General features: G+C 70.6%; 15 protein-coding genes. 4 read left to right on the top strand and 11 right to left on the bottom strand.

All coding sequences use genetic code 11. The annotated features are described in order from the left end of the window. Window positions 1–61: 61 nt before the first annotated feature. The 5 genes from bamB to ndk all read right to left on the bottom strand — a co-directional run bounded on the left by bamB (window position 62) and on the right by ndk (window position 4,709). The gene (bamB, locus tag ACT53Q_RS09430; protein WP_476186400.1) at window positions 62–1,282 is read right to left on the bottom strand and encodes an outer membrane protein assembly factor BamB; all 1,221 of its coding nucleotides are present in this window, start codon (window positions 1,280–1,282) and stop codon (window positions 62–64) included. A 13-nt stretch (window positions 1,283–1,295) separates the two neighbouring features. Further along, complete coding sequence (locus ACT53Q_RS09435; protein ID WP_476186401.1) at window positions 1,296–1,928, bottom strand: YfgM family protein; 633 nt, start codon at window positions 1,926–1,928, stop codon at window positions 1,296–1,298. Between the two features lie 239 nt (window positions 1,929–2,167). Continuing rightward, on the bottom strand, window positions 2,168–2,995 hold the full coding sequence (locus ACT53Q_RS09440) for a helix-turn-helix domain-containing protein (RefSeq protein ID WP_476186402.1): 828 nt from the start codon (window positions 2,993–2,995) through the stop codon (window positions 2,168–2,170). A gap of 87 nt (window positions 2,996–3,082) precedes the next feature. Beyond that, the gene (gene rlmN, locus ACT53Q_RS09445; RefSeq protein ID WP_476186403.1) at window positions 3,083–4,261 is read right to left on the bottom strand and encodes a dual-specificity RNA methyltransferase RlmN; all 1,179 of its coding nucleotides are present in this window, start codon (window positions 4,259–4,261) and stop codon (window positions 3,083–3,085) included. A 22-nt stretch (window positions 4,262–4,283) separates the two neighbouring features. After that, window positions 4,284–4,709, bottom strand: a complete 426-nt coding sequence (gene ndk, locus ACT53Q_RS09450) for a nucleoside-diphosphate kinase (RefSeq protein WP_476186404.1) — start codon at window positions 4,707–4,709, stop codon at window positions 4,284–4,286. A 249-nt stretch (window positions 4,710–4,958) separates the two neighbouring features. Here ndk and ACT53Q_RS09455 point away from each other — a divergent pair, with 249 nt between their 5' ends. From ACT53Q_RS09455 to ACT53Q_RS09465, 3 genes are all read left to right on the top strand, one after another. Then, window positions 4,959–5,588, top strand: coding sequence for a TetR/AcrR family transcriptional regulator (locus ACT53Q_RS09455; protein WP_476186405.1), 630 nt, complete (start codon window positions 4,959–4,961; stop codon window positions 5,586–5,588). 65 nt (window positions 5,589–5,653) lie between these two features. Beyond that, a complete protein-coding gene (locus ACT53Q_RS09460; protein WP_476186406.1) occupies window positions 5,654–8,026 on the top strand; it encodes a 3-hydroxyacyl-CoA dehydrogenase/enoyl-CoA hydratase family protein in 2,373 nt (790 codons plus the stop codon). Between the two features lie 121 nt (window positions 8,027–8,147). Further along, window positions 8,148–9,356, top strand: a complete 1,209-nt coding sequence (locus ACT53Q_RS09465) for an acetyl-CoA C-acyltransferase (protein ID WP_476186407.1) — start codon at window positions 8,148–8,150, stop codon at window positions 9,354–9,356. 78 nt (window positions 9,357–9,434) lie between these two features. On the opposite strand, the gene ACT53Q_RS09470 is transcribed toward ACT53Q_RS09465, so the two are convergent. Beyond that, complete coding sequence (locus tag ACT53Q_RS09470; RefSeq protein WP_476186408.1) at window positions 9,435–10,412, bottom strand: GGDEF domain-containing protein; 978 nt, start codon at window positions 10,410–10,412, stop codon at window positions 9,435–9,437. Window positions 10,413–11,068: 656 nt separating this feature from the next. Next, window positions 11,069–12,526, bottom strand: a complete 1,458-nt coding sequence (locus ACT53Q_RS09475; RefSeq protein ID WP_476186409.1) for a GGDEF domain-containing protein — start codon at window positions 12,524–12,526, stop codon at window positions 11,069–11,071. A 341-nt stretch (window positions 12,527–12,867) separates the two neighbouring features. Here ACT53Q_RS09475 and ACT53Q_RS09480 point away from each other — a divergent pair, with 341 nt between their 5' ends. After that, a complete protein-coding gene (locus tag ACT53Q_RS09480) occupies window positions 12,868–14,631 on the top strand; it encodes an ABC transporter transmembrane domain-containing protein (protein ID WP_476186410.1) in 1,764 nt (587 codons plus the stop codon). Between the two features lie 10 nt (window positions 14,632–14,641). Here the strand turns inward: ACT53Q_RS09480 and ACT53Q_RS09485 are convergent, their stop codons facing one another. The 4 genes from ACT53Q_RS09485 to galU form a co-directional block, all read right to left on the bottom strand. Continuing rightward, entirely contained in the window at window positions 14,642–15,247 is a 606-nt protein-coding gene (locus ACT53Q_RS09485) for a TlpA family protein disulfide reductase (protein WP_476186411.1), read from the bottom strand. Between the two features lie 10 nt (window positions 15,248–15,257). Then, on the bottom strand, window positions 15,258–15,782 hold the full coding sequence (locus ACT53Q_RS09490; RefSeq protein WP_476186412.1) for a MauE/DoxX family redox-associated membrane protein: 525 nt from the start codon (window positions 15,780–15,782) through the stop codon (window positions 15,258–15,260). Then, window positions 15,779–16,636: a hypothetical protein gene (locus tag ACT53Q_RS09495; RefSeq protein ID WP_476186413.1), complete on the bottom strand. Its 858-nt coding sequence runs from the start codon at window positions 16,634–16,636 to the stop codon at window positions 15,779–15,781. Before ACT53Q_RS09495 ends, ACT53Q_RS09490 begins: the two co-directional genes overlap by 4 nt. Before the next feature lie 222 nt (window positions 16,637–16,858). Further along, on the bottom strand, window positions 16,859–17,773 hold the full coding sequence (gene galU, locus ACT53Q_RS09500; RefSeq protein ID WP_476186414.1) for a UTP--glucose-1-phosphate uridylyltransferase GalU: 915 nt from the start codon (window positions 17,771–17,773) through the stop codon (window positions 16,859–16,861). Between the last annotated feature and the right edge of the window lie 33 nt (window positions 17,774–17,806).

Consider the following 17,806-nt stretch of genomic DNA (forward strand, 5'->3'; position numbering starts at 1 on the left):
GGAAACGCGCGACCCCGGGCAGTCAGCCTACCCGGGGCCGCGAAGGTTGACCAGCGGGGGCTCAGTTCAGGCGCCAGGCGCTGAGCTTGCCGTCCACGGTCTCGACCACCAGCACGCCGTTCGCCACGACCGGCGCGGCGCGCACGGGATCGCGGGCGACGCGGGTACGGGCGGCGAAGTCGCCGTTGTCCAGGCGCAGCCAGTGCACATAGCCCTCGGCATCGCCGACCACGGCGAATTCGCCCTGGACCGCGGCGCCGCTCAGGCCGCGACGGGCCAGGCCCGCCTGCTGCCACAGCGCCGTGCCGCCGGACTTGTCGAGCGCCCAGACCGTGCCGGCCGGGTCGGAGACCACGATGCGGTCGGCCGCGACGCCGATGCGACCCGGGCCGCCGTGTTCCTGCGACCACAGCGCGCGGCCGCTGGGACCGTCGACCGCGACGGTCTGCTTCTTGTAGCTGGTGGCGAACAGCGTGGCGCCGTCCAGTGCGGGCGTGCCGTCGACGTCGGCCATGCGGTCGAGCTCGGTGCGGCCGTCGGGCTGGCCCACCGGCACGCTCCACAGCGGCCGGCCGTCGAGCAGCGACAGCGCCGACAGCGTGCCGTCGTCGTTGCCGACGAACACGAAACCGGGGCCCAGCACCGGCGCGTCGTTGCCGCGCACGCTGAGCGACGGCAGGTCGTGGTTCCAGAACCAGCGGCGCTCGCCGGTGTTGGCGTCGAACGCGGTGACGCGACCATCGTTGGAACGCACCAGCACGGCGCCCTGACCGATGGTCGGCGCGGCGATCACTTCGTTGGTGACCTTGGCGGTCCACTTCTCGGCGCCGGTCGCCGCGTCCAGCGCGATGACACCGCCGTCGAGCGTGCCGACCACCACGAGACCGTCGCCGGCGCCCGGGCCGCCGGTGAGCGACTGCTTCTTGCTGCGGTATTCCCAGATGCGGGCGCCGGTCTGGAGGTCGAACGCGCGGACGGCGTCGTCGGCCGCCGCGGCATAGACATGGCCGTCGGCGATCGCCGGGCCCTGCACCACGCCCAGCTTGGGCTCGCCACCGCCGGCGTCGGCGGACCACATCCGCGCGACGGTGGCGGACGGCACGAATTCGGTCAGCTCGGCCGGCTTCGCCGCCGCCTTGGCCTCGGCGGTCTTGCCGACCTCGAACCAGCCCTTCACGGTCTTGCAGCCGGGCAAGGCGATCATCACGGCTGCCAGCAGGGCGACGCGGAGGAGTGCGCCGCGCGGCGCGGAAGAAGCGGGGTGCAACCGATTGGAAGTCATCGTGCGGGTCTGATCAGGAAGCGGAGTCGGATTTCTTCGGGGTGCCGCCGGCCTGCGACAGCTTCAGCTCGATGACCGGGCGCAGCTGCGACCCCTCGTCGAGCCCGGTGAGGGCCTGTTCGTAGGCCTTCTGCGCCTGTTCCTTGCGACCGAGCGCGAACAGCGCGTCGCCACGGACCTCGAGGGCGAGCGGCGCGTCGATGCCTTCGAGCACGGTCAGCGCTTCCTGGCCCTTGCCGGCATCGACCAGCAGGCGCGCCAGACGCTGCGCGACCACGGCCTTGAGCGCGGGGTCGTCGGTCTTCACGGCACGAAGGGTGGCAATGGCGTCGTCGCGCTTGGCGCCGTCGACCTGCGCCTTCGCCACGTCCAGCGCGGCGAGCACGGCGTAGGGCGTGTCCTTCAGGCCCGCGGAAGCGGTCTGCGCTTCCTTGAGCTTGCCCGCCTTCAGATCGGTCACCAGCGCCTGGTACTGGTCGCCGGCCTTGCGCTGCTGGGCGGTCTGCTGGTCCTGCCACCAGAACCAGCCGTAGATGGCCGCGAGGCCGAGAGCGACGCCGCCGACGAGACCGGCGGCATTGTTGCGCAGCCAGATGCGGACGCGTTCGCTCTGTTCGTGTTCGTCGAGAAGGTCGTCGATCGCCATGGGTCGGTTGATGTCTCGGAAGTGCGGCTGTCGTGGTGGGCATCCGGACGCCGACCGCGGCGCATGAACGCCGCGACGTTGTAGCAGGCGGCGCCTGAATCGATCACCGCCGGCGGCGGGAAGGAGGCAGGCGGCGGCCGGGGGTCCGGGATCCGCCCCTGCACGGCGACCGCGGGCGGGTCGCCGGAGGAATGTCGGACGTGCGCCCGTGGCGCTGCGCCGTGACCTGCCGGGACCCCTCAGCGATCGACCGGCTGGAGAGAACCGTCAGAGGATACCGTAAAGCGCACCACGTTCGCGCGGATGTAGGGCGTGAGGTCCACGGGCTGGCCGTGCAGGCGCACGCTGACGGCCTGCGCGTTGCCGAGCACGGCCTTGCCGAGTTCGCCGATGCGGTAGTTGCGGGTCTGGCCGGACGCGACCAGCGCCTGCTCGATCACGCTGCCGTCGGCCGCGCTCAGGCGCACCCAGCTTTCGCCAGCGAAGGTCACGGTCAGGTCCGAGGCGGCGGCGGGCTGGGCCGGCATCGGCGGGGTCATCGACGCCACCAGCGGCGCCTGCGGCACGGCGGCCGGTGCCGGCGCACCGCCGGCCGGCGCGGGCTTGCCCGCCGGCGCCACCGGCAGCGGGGCGCTGTCGAGCGAGACGGTGTCGACCTTGCCGTCGAGATGCGAGCGCGTGGCCAGCCAGATCGGCACGGCGATCGTGGCGGTCACGGCGACGTAGACGAGCCGGCGCCAGGTCTGTTCGAACACGCGCTGCGCCCACGGCGTGTAGGTGCGCGGCACCAGGTCCGCGGCCTGCGGCGTCGGCACGGCGACGCTGGCGGACACCGCTTCGTCCGGCAGCCCCAGCAGTCGCGCGTAGCTGCGCAGGTGGCCGCGGACGAAGACCGGTGCGCCGATCCGCGCCCAGTCCTCGCGCTCCAGCGCTTCGACCACGTGGGTCGGCGTCTTGAGCTTCTGTCCGGCCTCGACCGGGGTCAGGCCGGCGCGGACGCGGGCCTGACGCAGTTTCTCGCCGATGCCGCGGATGGTCTCGGGCATGACGGTGTCGTTGGATGTCATCGCGAAGCGCTCCCCAAAGCAAAGCATCCGTTCATTGCAGCGGCGCTCGCCGGAGCGCCGGGTCCGATGGTCGGAAGGGACGGCGGCTCATGCCGCATCCGCCGTCCCCGTCGTGATGTCGTCCGCGTCGCGCCCCCCGGGCGTCGCGAGCGTCTTGCGGAATTCGGCCTGCCGGCGGGTGCGGTCGACGACCTGCCCCTTCAGCTGGCCGCAGGCCGCGTCGATGTCGTCGCCGCGGGTGCGACGGACCGGCGCGATCATGCCGGCCTCGTTGAGCAGCTTCTGGAACGCGCGGATGGCCGCGTCGTCCGGGCGCTCGTAACGGGTGCCGGGAAACGGGTTGAACGGGATCAGGTTGATCTTGGCCGCGTCCTTCATCTGCACCGCGCGATCGAACGCGCGCAGCAGGCGGACCAGTTCGCGCGCTTGCGCGGGCTGGTCGTTCACGTCCTTCATCAACGTGTACTCGAACGTCACCGACTCGCCCTTCTTGCGCAGCGCGTAGCGCACGCAGGCGTCCATGAGTTCGGCGATCGGGTATTTCTTGTTGAGCGGCACGAGCCGGTCGCGCAGCGCGTCGTTCGGCGCGTGCAGCGACACCGCGAGCGAGACGTCGCTTTCCTGCGCGAGGCGATCGATCATCGGCACCATGCCGGCGGTCGACAGCGTCACGCGCTTGTTGGCCAGACCGTAGCCAAGGTCGTCGCGCATCACGCTCATCGCGCGGACGACGTTGTCGAAGTTCGCGAGCGGCTCACCCATGCCCATCATCACGACATTGGTGAGCCTGCGCTGCTTGTGCGGCACGTTGCCGAGGTGGCGCGCCGCGGTCCACACCTGGCCGACGATCTCGGCGGTGGACAGGTTGCGATTGAAGCCCTGCGTGGCGGTCGAGCAGAACGTGCAGTTCAGCGCGCACCCGACCTGCGAGGACACGCACAGCGTGCCGCGGCCCTTGTCGGGGATGTAGACCGTCTCGATGGCGTTTTTCCCGTCCATGCCCAGCAGCCACTTGTGGGTGCCGTCTTCGGACGGTTTGTCGAACTGGACCGTCGGCACGCGCACTTCGGCGTGCGCTTCGAGCTTGGCGCGCAGCGCCTTGCCGAGGTCGGTCATGTCTTCGAAGGTGGTGACGTGGCGATGGTGGATCCACTTCATCACCTGGTGGGCGCGGAAGCGCTTCTCGCCGAGAGTCTCGGCGAAGAAGCGCTCCAGGCCCTCGCGATCGAGGTCGAGCAGGTTCTGTTTTTGCGCGGCCTCGTTCACGTCGTGCGTTTCTTCGGCCGGATTACCGCGGGCACAGCTCGGTGGCGCTGAAGAAGTACGCGGTTTCGATCGCCGCGTTCTCCAGCGAGTCGGAACCGTGCACGGCGTTGGCGTCGATCGACTGCGCGAAGTCGGCGCGGATCGTGCCCGGCGCCGCGTCCTTCGGGTTGGTCGCGCCCATCAGTTCGCGATTCTTCGCGACGGCGTTCTCGCCTTCCAGCACCTGGATCATCACCGGGCCCGAGGTCATGAACTCGACCAGCGCGCCGAAGAAGGGACGTTCGCGATGCACGGCGTAGAAGCCTTCGGCTTCCTTGCGCGAGAGATGCTTCATCTTCGCGGCGACGACCGTGAGGCCGGCCTTCTCGAAACGCGAATAGATTTCGCCGATGACGTTCTTGGCGACGGCATCGGGCTTGATGATCGAAATGGTGCGCTCAAGCGCCATGACAGTGGGTCTCCGGGGGTAGACGGCCGCAGTCGAGCGGCCGAACGATAGCATGTGTGGGCAGGAAAAACCCGCGTGGGGACGCGGGTTTAGCCGATTCGGCTGGAGAGGATTCTAACCCGGCGCGGGGTCTCTCTGCATCCTTGGCGACGATCACGTTTTGCGGGCCCGGGCGAAAGCGCGTATCCTGCGCCCGCGCTCAAACAAGCGTTTGATTCAGCCCGCCCCTTGCCGGAACCCGGAGGCCCCATGAGCAAAGCCCAGTTCTCGACCAAGGAAAGGATTCTGGACGCCGCGGAAAACCTGTTCGCCCAATATGGCTTCGGCGGGACCTCGCTCCGCCAGGTCACCAGCCAGGCGGACGTCAACATCGCGGCGGTCAACTACCACTTCGGCAGCAAGGAGAACCTCGTCAACGAGGTGTTCCGCCGCCGCATGGACGAAATGAGTGCCCAGCGCCTCGGCCGGCTCAAGGCCGCGACCGACGCCGACCCCGCCGACCTGGAAGGCATCCTCGCCGCCTTCGTCGAGCCGCCGCTGGCGATGGCCCAGGACCGCCATGGCGGCGGCGCCTTCATCCGCGTCATCGCCCGCGCTTACGCCGAGAAGAACGACGGCCTGCGCCGGTTCCTCTCCGAACAGTACGGCCACGTCCTGCGCGAATTCGCCCGGGCCATCTCCCGCTGCCTGCCCGGCCTGAGCAAGGAGGAGCTGTACTGGCGGCTCGACTTCCTGGCCGGTGCCCTGACCTATGCCATGGCCGACTTCGGGATGATCAAGCGCCCGGCCGGCATCAGCGAGGTCGAGCACCGCCAGCGTGCGGCGCAGGAACTCATCCGCTTCGCCAGCGCCGGCTTCCGCGCCGGCCAGGTCAACTGATCCGATCCACCCGACATTTCCGAGCCAGACCCGGAAAACTCCACGCAATCAACAGGATGCAGAACATGTCCCAGAAACCGCTGATCCGTCGCGTCGCCGTCCTCGGGGCCGGCGTCATGGGCGCGCAGATCGCCGCGCATCTCACCAACGCCGGCGTCGACACCGTGCTGTTCGACCTGGCCGCGAAGGAAGGCGACCCCAACGGCGTGGTGCTGAAGGCGCTCGCCAACCTCGGCAAGCTCTCGCCCTCCCCGCTGGCGTCGAAGTCGCTGGGCGAGGCCATCACCCCGGCCAACTACGACTCGGGGCTGGAGCACCTGCGCGGCTGCGACCTGATCATCGAGGCGATCGCCGAACGGATGGACTGGAAGCAGGACCTGTACAAGAAGATCGCCCCGTTCGTGCCGGCGCACACCGTGCTGGCCAGCAACACCTCGGGCCTGGGCATCAACAAGCTGTCGGAAGTGCTGCCGGAGGAACTGCGCCATCGCTTCTGCGGCGTCCACTTCTTCAACCCGCCGCGCTACATGCACCTGGCCGAGCTGATCCCGGCCGCGACCACCGACCGCGCCATCCTCGAAGGCCTCGAGACCTTCCTGGTGACCACCCTCGGCAAGGGCGTGGTCTACGCCAAGGACACCCCGAACTTCATCGGCAACCGCATCGGCGTGTTCTCGATCCTGGCGACGATCCACCACACCGCCGCGTTCGGCCTGGGCTTCGACGAAGTCGACAGCGTCACCGGCCCGCTGGTGGGCCGTCCGAAGTCGGCGACCTACCGCACCTCCGACGTGGTCGGCCTGGACACCATGGCCCACGTCATCAAGACCATGGCCGACACCCTGCCGGACGACCCGTGGCACAAGTACTTCAACGCCCCGGCCTGGCTGGGCGCGCTGATCCAGAAGGGCGCGCTGGGCCAGAAGACCGGCGCCGGCATCTTCCGCAAGGTCGGCAAGGACATCGTCGTCGTCGATCTGGAGAAGCAGGACTACCGCCCGGCCGACCGCGGCGCGGCGCCGGAGGTGGTCGAGATCCTCAAGACGAAGAACCCGGCCGAGAAGTTCGCCAAGCTGCGCGCCAGCGAGCATCCGCAGGCGAAGTTCCTGTGGGCGATGTTCCGCGACCTGTTCCATTACAGCGCCTACCACCTGGCCGACATCGCCGACACCGCGCGCGACGTCGACCTCGCCATCCGCTGGGGCTACGGCTGGTCGCTGGGCCCGTTCGAGACCTGGCAGGCCGCCGGCTGGAAGCAGGTCGCAGCGTGGATCGCCGAAGACATCGCCGCGGGCAAGGCCATGAGCGACGCCCCGCTGCCGGCGTGGGTCACCGACGGCCGCGACGGCGTGCACGGCGCGGCCGGCAGTTACAGCCCGGGCAAGGGCGCGGACGTGCCGCGTTCGTCCAACCCGGTCTACCTGCGCCAGCGCTTCCCCGATCCGCTGCTGGGCGAGCGCTTCGCCCCGGGGGAGACCGTGTACGAGAACGACGGCATCCGCCTGTGGCACGACGGCGACGGCATCGCCGTGGCGTCCTTCAAGACCAAGATGCACACCGTCAACGACCACGTCCTCAATGGCCTGCAGGAAGCCATCGGGATTGCGGAGCGCGACTTCCGCGGCATGGTGATCTGGCAGCCGAAGGAGCCGTTCTCGGCCGGTGCCGACCTCTCCGGCGCGCTGGGTCTGCTGCAGGCCGGCGACCTGAAGGGCTTCGAGGCGATGGTCGCCAACTTCCAGGCGACCAGCCAACGCATCAAGTACGCGCTGGTGCCGGTGGTCGGCGCGGTGCGCGGCCTCGCGCTCGGCGGCGGCTGCGAGTTCCAGATGCACACCGCCCGCACCGTCGCGCACCTGGAAAGCTACATCGGTCTGGTCGAAGCGGGCGTGGGCCTGCTGCCGGCCGGCGGCGGTCTCAAGGAATTCGCGGTGCGCGCCTCGCAGGCCGCCGGTCCGGGCGGCGACGTGTTCGCCCAGCTCAAGCCGCTGTTCGAGAACGTGGCGATGGCCAAGGTCTCGGCGTCTGCGCTGGAAGCGAAGGAACTGGGCCTGCTGCGCAAGGACGACGTGATCGCGTTCAACGCCTACGAGCTGCTGCACATCGCGAAGCAGCAGGCGCTGGCGCTGGCCGAATCCGGCTACCGCCCGCCCCTGCCCGCGCGCCGCGTGCAGGTCGCCGGCAACGTCGGCATCGCCACCTTCAAGATGATGCTGGTGAACATGCTGGAAGGCCGCTTCATCTCCGAGCACGACTACGAGATCGCCTCGCGCATCGCCACCGTGGTGTGCGGCGGCGAGGTCGACCGCGGCGCGATCGTCGACGAAGAGTGGCTGATCCGCCTGGAGCGCGAGCACTTCGTCGCGCTGGCGCAGATGCCGAAGACGCAGGCCCGCATCAAGCACATGCTCGAGACGGGCAAGCCCCTCCGCAACTGACGACCCCATCCTCCTCCCCGCTCGCGGGGAGGATTGAGGTGGGGGCCGTTGCCGCAGGCGCCGCCCCCATCCCGACCTTCCTCCGCACGCGGGGGAAGGAGACCATCGAGGACACGAGACCATGACCAAGATCATCCAGGACGCCTACATCGTCGCCGCCACCCGCACGCCGGTCGGCAAGGCCCCCAAGGGCGTCTTCCGCAACACCCGTCCCGACGAAATGCTCGCGCACGTGCTGCGCAACGTCGTCGCCCAGGCCCCGGGCATCGACACCTCGCGCATCGACGACGCCATCATCGGCTGCGCGATGCCCGAGGGCGAACAGGGCATGAACGTCGCCCGCATCGGCGCGCTGCTCGCCGGCCTGCCGAACACCGTCGCCGCGCAGACCATCAACCGCTTCTGCTCGTCCGGCCTGCAGGCCGTGGCGCTGGCCGCCGACCAGATCCGCCTCGGCCAGGCCGACCTCATGCTCGCCGGCGGCACCGAATCGATGTCGATGGTGCCGATGATGGGCAACAAGGTGGCGCTCAGCCCCGAAGTGTTCGCGAAGAACGAGAACGTCGCCATCGCCTACGGCATGGGCATCACCGCCGAGAAGGTCGCCGAGGAGTGGAAGATCTCGCGCGAGGACCAGGACGCGTTCGCCCTCGCCTCGCACCAGAAGGCGATCGCCGCGATCCAGGCCGGCGAGTTCAAGTCCGAAATCTCGCCGTATGAAGTCATCGCCCGCATCCCGGATCTCGCCGGCAACGCGGTGAAGGTGAAGAAGACGCTGGTCGAGATCGACGAGGGTCCGCGCCAGGATTCGTCGATCGAAGGCCTCGCCAAGCTCAAGCCCGTCTTCCGCAACGGTATGTTCGGCGGCACCGTCACCGCCGGCAACGCGTCGCAGATGAGCGACGGCGCCGCCGCGGTGCTGCTGGCCTCCGAGCAGGCGATCAAGGACTACGGCCTCACCCCGCTCGCCCGCTTCGTCAGCTTCTCGGTCGCCGGCGTGCGTCCGGAAGTGATGGGCATCGGCCCGATCGCCGCGATCCCGAAGGCGCTGAAGCAGGCCGGCCTGACGAAGGACCAGATCGACTGGATCGAGCTCAACGAAGCCTTCGCCGCGCAGGCGCTGGCGGTGATCCGCGATCTCGGCCTCGATCCGTCGAAGGTCAATCCGCTGGGCGGCGCGATCGCCCTCGGCCACCCGCTGGGCGCCACCGGCGCGATCCGCACCGCGACGATCGTGCACGGCCTGCGCCGCCGCCAGCAGAAGTACGGCATGGTGACGATGTGCATCGGCACCGGCATGGGCGCGGCGGGCATCTTCGAAGCGCTCTGATCGGCAGGCGCCGCATCGGCTGCATCGCGACGGGGCGCTTCGGCGCCCCGTCGCGTTCATGCGCATCTCCGGATGCCGTCAGCCGCCCTCTTCCTGCGCGATGCGGTTGCGGCCGCCGCGCTTGGCCACGTACAGCGCGGTGTCCGCGCGCAACCACAGGCTTTCGTAGTCGTCGTCGGCCTTCGCGGTGGCGACGCCGATGCTGAGGCTGGGCTTCAGTTCGCCCGGGAACACCCGCGCCGCCTCGCGCACCGCCTCGACCATCCGCTGCGCGCACTGCGCGGCCTCTTCCGCATCGCGGCCGGCGAGGATCGCGCAGAATTCGTCGCCGCCCAGGCGGCCCAGCAGATCGTCCTCGCGCAGCGACTTGCGGCAGATCCGCACCACCAGCGACAGCGCGCGATCGCCGGCGGCATGGCCTTCGCGGTCGTTGACGTGCTTGAGGTGGTCGAGGTCGATCATCAGCATCGACACCGGCCAGGCCTGCGTGCGGCTCTGGCGCAGCGCTCGCTCGGCCAGCTCGACGAAATAGCGGCGGGTGTGCGCGCCGGTCAGGCTGTCGTGGGTAAGCAGCGTGCGCAGTTCCTCGCTGCGCGCGTACAGCATCGGCACCGCCATGCTGAAGTAACTGCCGGCGGCGAGCGTGATCATCGCGCACTGTAGGGTGGCCGCGATCCCGCCCAGATCGAGGAACCGGGTCGCAACCACCAGCGCCACGTCGAACAGCGCGATCGAGATCAGCGACTGCTTCGCGCTCTGGCTGTGGACCAGCCAGAAATGCAGCACGATCGGCACGAACACCAGCAGCATCAGCGGGGCATAGGTCGGATCGTGCGAAATCGCCCACAGCCCGGCGACGGTGACGAGCAGGATCGCCGGCAGCATCAGCGCGTAGACGCGGGCACCGGCGGGTGACCGTTGCGGCAGATCGTCCAGCGCGAACAGGGCATCGGACACCGGCACGCGCAGGCGCACGGCGAGTCCGCGCAGCGCGAACAGCACCAGCGGGCCCAGCGACACCAGCCCGGTGTAGTCGCCGATCATCCAGGGCAGCACCGCGCGCCCGGCTTCGCCCGCCGACAGCGTGCCGCCGAGGTAGAGCGCAAGGCTGCCCGCCCAGCGCTGCGACCGTCGCGGCGCCCAGTCCGGCCAGCAGGAAGACGTTGATCGTGGCCGGCAGCGAGGGCCGCCCGTTCGCCGCCGCGCTGCGCATCACCGCGGCGGCCAGCGCGCAGTAGGCCAGGCAATGGACGGCGGAGTAGACGAGCCCCTCGACCAGGACGCGGCCGGAGGACACATCGGCACCGTCGCGCCCGGCGGCCGCGAACGCCCCCAGCAGGTTCGCCGCGACCAGCGATGGCAGCGCGCGCCAGCCGAAGACCGCGAACGCGGCGAACGTGACCGCCGCCGCCGGGAACCAGAGGCTGGCGTAGGGCGCGTATTCGAGCAGCCGGGAGGCGTAGTAGGCACCGAAGCGCAGCAGGAGCACCGCCACCAGACAGACCGCCCACCCGCGGACACGCATCGAGCGGAGCGATATCGCCTGCATGTCGTTCGATCCGGCGGCCATCCAACTCCTTGAGAGGGGATCCTCGTCGCGGGACGCCGTCGAGGGGAGGTATCGCCGACCGCCGCGGGCAGCGCGCCGGTCGGTCGCAACGAGACGCATCCTCTGCCGGAGCGTGACGGCCGTCAAGCATTGCGCCGCGGCCTCAGCCCGCTTCGAGCGCGCCCTCCTCCTGGGCGATGCGGTCGCGGCCGCCGCGCTTGGCCACATACAGCGCCGAGTCGGCGCGCAGCCACAGGCTTTCGTAGTCCTCGCCGGCGTCCTGCACCGTCGCCACGCCGATGCTCAGGCTGGGCCGCAGTTCGGTGGCGAACGGGTACTGCGCCATGCGCACGGCGGCGAGCAGCCGCTCGGCCGTGTGCGCGGCCTGCCGCGCGTCGCTGCCCGGCAGCAGGGTGCAGAATTCGTCGCCGCCAAGGCGCCCGAGCAGGTCCTTGCCGCCCAGCGCGCCCATGCACACACGCACGACCAGCGACAGCGCGGCGTCGCCGGCGGCGTGCCCGTGGCGATCGTTGATGTCCTTCAGATTGTCCAGATCGATCATCAGCATCGAGACCGGCTCGCCGCGTGCCCGCGACTGCTCGATCGCCTTCTGCGACATCTCGACGAAGAAATGCCGGTTGTACGCGCCGGTCAGCGCATCTTGTATCAGCAGCCGGCGCAGCCGCGCGTTGTCGGCGTAGAGGTTGGGCACGGCCAGCCCGAAATAGCTGCCGGCGGCCAGGGTGACCATCGCGAACTGCAGCACCAGCGCGTAGTCGATGAGCTGCAGCACCCGCACCAGCACCACCAGCATCAGGCTGAACACCGCGACCGAGATCAGCGATTCCGTGGCGCCCTGGGTGTGCACGATCCACAGCTGCAGCACGATCGCCACGGAGATCAGGAACAGCAGCGGCTGATTGGTCGGCATCGCCGCCATCGCCAGCAGCGACAGCGCGCAGGCGGCCAGCACCAGCAGCAGCTTCATCACCAGCCCGAGCGGGTCGCGCAGCGGCCGCGGCACGTCGTCGAAGGCATGCAGGCGATGCGGGCAGCGGATGCCCAGGCGATCGGCGAGGGTGCGGAAGGCCAGCACCAGCAGCGGCCCGACCGCCACCAGGCCGGCGTAATCACCGACCAGCAGCGGCAGCGTCAGCGGCCAGATGCCGTCCGGCCCCAGCAGGCCCAGCGCCCAGGTCAGGCCGGCCGCGCTCCCGGCCGCGGTCGCGGCCGCCAGCAGGCCGGCGATCAGGAACGTCGCCACCGTGCGCGGCAGCGACGGCGCGGCATGGTTGCGCGGGATCGAATGCAGCACGATTTCGCCGAGCGCCCAGTACGGCAGGCCGTGGGCCAGTGCGTAGCCCAAGCCGGCGGCGAGGGTGTGCATGGCCCCGAAGCCGACGCCGTCGTCGATCAGCGTCTGCCGGCAGACCCACAGGTTCGCCAGCAGCACGGCCGGCCACGCCCGCCAGCGGAAGACCACGAAGGCGGCGAAACTCACCGCGGCGGGCGGATACCAGAGACTGGAGTTGCCGCGATATTCGAGCAGCGCCGCGGCCTGGAAAGCCAGCAACCAGCACGCGCCGACGATGCCCGTGATCCACGCGACGCTCGAGAGCATGCCCCGCCAGCGCGCGCTGCCGTCGTACCGCTTCGTTTCCCCCATCCGATGCCGCCCCCGCTGCCCGCCCATGATCGTTCGCGGCGTCCCGGCCAATCGCGTGTCCGCGGGCCTCCCCTGCCCGGTCGCCGGAGCATAGCCCAGCGCACCCGACAGGAACGACCGCGCCGCCCGCCCTGCGGATGGGCCGTTCAGGAAAGCCGGAGGCGCCGCACGGGCGCGATCGCGCGGCCGGTGACGCCCGCAAACCCGATAGACTGCGGCTTCGGATCGCCGCCGGCGATCCTTCGTCACGGGCCAGGGACGGCGGTCGTCGGGCTCGCTCGCCCTGCGCACAGCCGATGCCCGATCCCTCCCCAGCCCGTCTCTCTCTCCTCGCGCTCCGCCACCTCTGGCCCTTCCTGCGCCGGCAGGGCTGGCTGCTCGCCCTGTGGCTGGCGAGCCTCGCGGCCTCCAGCGCGGCGACGCTGGCGATCCCGAAGGCCCTCGGCGTGATGATCGACGAGGGCTTCCGCCATGGCGCCACGATCGACCACGCCTTCACGCTGATGCTGCTGGTCTCGGTGGCGTTCGGGATCAGCGCCGCGGTGCAGTTCTGGAGCGTGTCGTACCTCGGCGAACGCGTGGTCGGCGATCTGCGCGCCCGGCTCTACGGCCATCTCATCGGCCTGGACGCCGGCTTCCACGACGCCAACCGCAGCGGCGAACTGCTGTCGCGACTGGGCACCGACGCCGAACTCCTGCGCCACGTGATCGGCACGTCCCTTCCCTCCGCCATCGGCAGCGGCATCGCCGGCATCGGCAGTGCGTGGCTGTTGATCGCCACCAGCCCGCGGCTCGCGGCGTGGTCGCTGCTGGCGATCCCGCTGGCGGTCGTCCCGGTCGTGATGAACAGCCGGCGCCTAGCCGCGATCTCGCGCAATGCGCAGGACCGACTGGCCGAAGCGAATGCCGGGGCCACCGAATCGCTGGCCGCGGCCGACACCGTGCGTGCCCACGCCCGCGAGCGCCACGAACGCACCCGCTACGCCGCCGCGCTGCGGCGCGCGGTGGCCGCCGCCGATCGCCGCATCCTCGTCCAGGCGCTGATCACGTTCGCCGCGATCGCGCTGGTGTTCGCGGTGCTGCTGATCATCCTCTGGCGCGGCGTGCGCGGCGTGCTCGACCACGACCTCAGCGTCGGCGGCCTCGGCCAGTTCGCGGCCTATGCGATGGTCTGCGCGATGTCGGTCGGCGACCTCGCGGAAGTCTGGAACGACGTCCAGCGCGCCGCCGGCGGCATGGGCCGCATCGGCGACCTGCTGGCGCGGGCACCGGCGATCCTGCCGCCCACGCCCCCGGCGCAGCCGGTGCCGGTGCCGCGGCCGATGCACGACGGCCTGCGCTTCGAGCAGGTGGTGTTCCACTACCCGCAGCGGCCCGACGCGCCCGCGCTCGACGGCTTCGACCTGCATGTCCGCCCCGGCGAGACCGTGGCGCTGGTCGGGCCGTCCGGCGCCGGCAAGAGCACCGTGCTGTCGATGCTGCTGCGCTTCCACGATCCGTCCTCGGGCCGCGTGACGGCCGATGGCATCGACCTGCGCGCGTTCGATCCCGCCGACTGGCGCAGCGCGCTCGCGCTGGTGCCGCAGTCGCCGACGCTGTTCGCCGCCACGGTCGCCGACAACCTGCGCTACGCACGCCTAGACGCCGATGACGCGGCGCTGCGCGACGCCCTGCGCGCGGCGCATGCGCTCGCCTTCGTCGACGACATGCCGCAGGGCCTGGACACCCCGCTCGGTGAACGCGGCGTGCGGCTGTCCGGCGGCCAGCGCCAGCGCATCGCGATCGCGCGTGCGGTGCTGGCGAACGCGCCGGTGCTGCTGCTGGACGAAGCGACCAGCGCGCTCGACGCGCAGAGCGAGCGCGCGATCCAGGACGCGCTCGACACGCTGATGCGCGGGCGCACGACGCTGATCGTGGCCCATCGCCTGGCGACGGTGAAGAAGGCCGACCGCATCGTGGTGATGGATCGCGGCCGCATCGTCGCCGAAGGCACCCACGCCAGCCTGCTCGCGGAAGGCGGGCTCTACGCGGATCTGGCGCGGCTGCAGTTGCTGTCGTGAACCGCGGCGCTCAAGCGGCGGTGTCGTCGGCGGTGTCGGCCGCGCCCTCGCCCGCGCCGTCGGCCGGGGCGTCGTACTCGCGCATCTGCTCGCGGAAACTGCGCCAGTCCGCATCGCCGGCGAAATGGCTGGCGATCACCCGGCCGTCGGGATCGACGAACAGGTAGAACGGCGCCGCCGTGCGCGGGTTGAGCTGCTCGGCCACCGCCTTGTCGATGCGCATCGCGTGCGGCGCCAGCGGCGTGTCGCGCAGGTACTCCCGCGCCTGCGCCGGCTTCGCGTTGACGAAGACCCACAGCGCGATGCCCGCGCGCCGGATCGCCGGATGCATGTCGATCAGTTCCTCGCGCCGCGCCTTGCACTCGCCGCAGCCCGGGGACAGGAACACCAGCACCGCGGGCGCGCCGCGCAGCGTCGAGGACGCGACCGGAGTGCCGTCGACGGCGCGTGCCGAGAACGCCGGTAGCGGCATGCCGATCGGCAGCGAGTTCGGCAGGCGATCCTGCGCATGCTCGCGCACGATCGCGGCCAGGCGCAGGGTCAGCACGAAGTTCAGCGCAACCGACAGGGCGAGGATGCCCATGGCAACGGCGAGGAAGGCGGGATCGAGGGTCATCGTGGCGGGCTCACGTCGTCGGCTTCGCGCGCAGCAGCCAGGCCAGTTCGCGCAGCCAGACCGAGGCGGCCACGCCGATGGCGGCCAGCCCGGCCAGGAGCCATTCGACCGGCCACGGCATCGGCACCGCGCCATGCGTCACGACCAGCGCGGCCGCGGCGATCAGCACCAGATTGCGGGCGACATCGAGGTTGCCGACGCGATGCGTCGACGTGCCGAAGCAGTTGCAGACGATCGCCCGGCCGCGGGCGATGGAGGTGGCGACCACCGCGGTGAAGACGACGAACATCGCCAGCGCCGCACCCATGCCGACGCGGCCCGCCGTGCCGCCGACCAGCAGCGCGATCGCGATCGCCGCTTCCGCCGACACGATGCCCCACGCGAGCAGGCCGTCGAACCGGGCGAGCGACGGCACCGCGCGCGCCAGGCTGTGCCGGAATTCGGCGAAACCGGAAGCTTTGCCGGCCACCGCGGCCAGCAACGCCAGCAGCACGTACCAGCGACAGGCTTCGGCGATGGCGTCGAGGCCGCTCATGCCGCCTGCTCCCAGATGCCCGCCGGGGCGTGCGGGCGCTGCCGACGCCGTTGCACGCCGTCGGCGGTGGCGATCAGGGCATCGCAGGCGGCGTCATCCCCGGAGCCCTGCGATGCCGGTTCGAGGAGCGATTGCAGCGCCTGCAGCACGTCCTGCATCGGTGCTGCCAACGCGGTGGCATCGACCACCGGCAACCCGATGCGGCGCAGATCGTCCGCAGTCAGTGCGGGGACCGCCGCCTCGTCGACCTGCAGCAAGGCCTGCATGAGGGCCGCGCGGGCATCCGCCGGCCTGCCGGCATCGGCCAGCGACAGCAGCGCATCGCCGATCCGCGCCAGTTCCAGCGTGTGGCGATGGAAGGCGGTCAGCGTGGTCGGGAAGACGTGCGCGGTCAGCCAGTGCAGCGCCTGCGTCCGCGCCGCGGTCTCGTCGAGACCGTGGTCGTCGCGCACGACCCGCCAGCCTTCGCGCAGGTCACGGGCCGACAGCATCGCGGGACCGTCGGGGCCTTCGAGCGGCAGCGACGGCGCGATCGGCGCGAAGCGCGCCATCGGGCCGACGACGATCTCGTGCGCCGCCAGCGCCAGCAGCGTGCCTGCGGCTCCGCAGCGCTCCGGCACCAGCAGCACGAGGCGATCGGTGCTGGCGTGCAGCCGCAGCGCGATCCGCCGCGCGGCGTCGGCGTCACCGCCCTCGGACTGCAGCAGCACGGAGAGGCGCTCGCTGTGACCGAGCACGCGCAGCGTGTCGTGGAGCATCGGCAGCAGGTCGAGCGTCAGCGACGCGGCCGACAGCACCAGCACCCGGCCGGCGCCGAGCGTCTCCAGTGCGCGGATGCGGGTCTGCAACGACATCTTCGGGCTCCTGCGGCGCGAGCGACCGGGCGCCGGCGACCACGCGATCGTCCCTGTGATCGTCGCGATCTCGATGCGGTCATGAACCGCGACGGCGCGTCCCGCGCCCGATCCTGCCGGCCCTGCGCGGCGCCAGGATGACGCGAGGCGACGCAGGGCGGAACGCGGATCGAGTGTATACCAGCGTCGCGCGGACGACGCGCCGGCCCGCATTCGGGCCGGTCAGGCCAAGTCGACCACGCCCATCTCGCTGAGCGCGTCCTGCATCATGCCGCGCGCGGCGTCGCTCAGTTTTTCGTGATCCAGCGCGTAGCGGATCGTCGCCTCGATCAGGCCGAGGTGCGTACCGCAGTCGAAGCGCGTGCCCTGGAAGCGGTAGGCGTGCACCGGACGCTGCGCCAGCAGCGTGGCGATGGCATCGGTGAGCTGGATCTCGCCGCCGTTGCCCGGCGTGGTGTTCTCCAGCAATCCGAAGATGCTGCCGTCGAGCACGTAGCGGCCGACCACCGCGAGATTGCTGGGCGCGACCTCGGGTTTCGGCTTCTCGACGATCGCGTGGATCGGCGCGCTGCGGCCCGAGAACTCGCCGGTCGCCACGATGCCGTAGCTGCCGGTCTTGTCGTGCGGCACGTCCTGCACCGCGATCACGCTGGCGCCGGTCGCTTCGGCCACGTCGGCCATCTGGCGCAGCGCGCCGGGGCCGCGGTTCCAGATCAGGTCGTCCGGCAGCAGCACCGCGAACGGTTCGTCGCCGACGATGGGCTTCGCGCACAGCACCGCATGGCCCAGCCCCAGCGCCTCGGCCTGGGTCACGAACACCGCACGCACATGAGGCGGCAGGATGTTGCGGACCAGGTCGAGCTGTTCGGTCTTGCCGGATTTCTCCAGTTTCTGCTCCAGCTCGTAGGCCTTGTCGAAATAGTCGGCCACCGCGTGCTTGTAGCGATTGGTGACGAAGATCAGCGTGTCGCAACCGGCCTCGATCGCTTCGTCCACGGCGTACTGGATCAGCGGCCGGTCGACGATCGGCAGCATCTCCTTGGGCACGGTCTTGGTGGCGGGCAGGAAGCGGGTGCCGAGGCCGGCCACCGGGAACACGGCCTTGCGAATGCGGGCGGCTTTGCGGATGGGGGTCATGCGCGGCGGATCACGGTTGCGATGCGGTGGCGG

This window comes from Lysobacter sp. DMC97 (assembly GCF_056313745.1).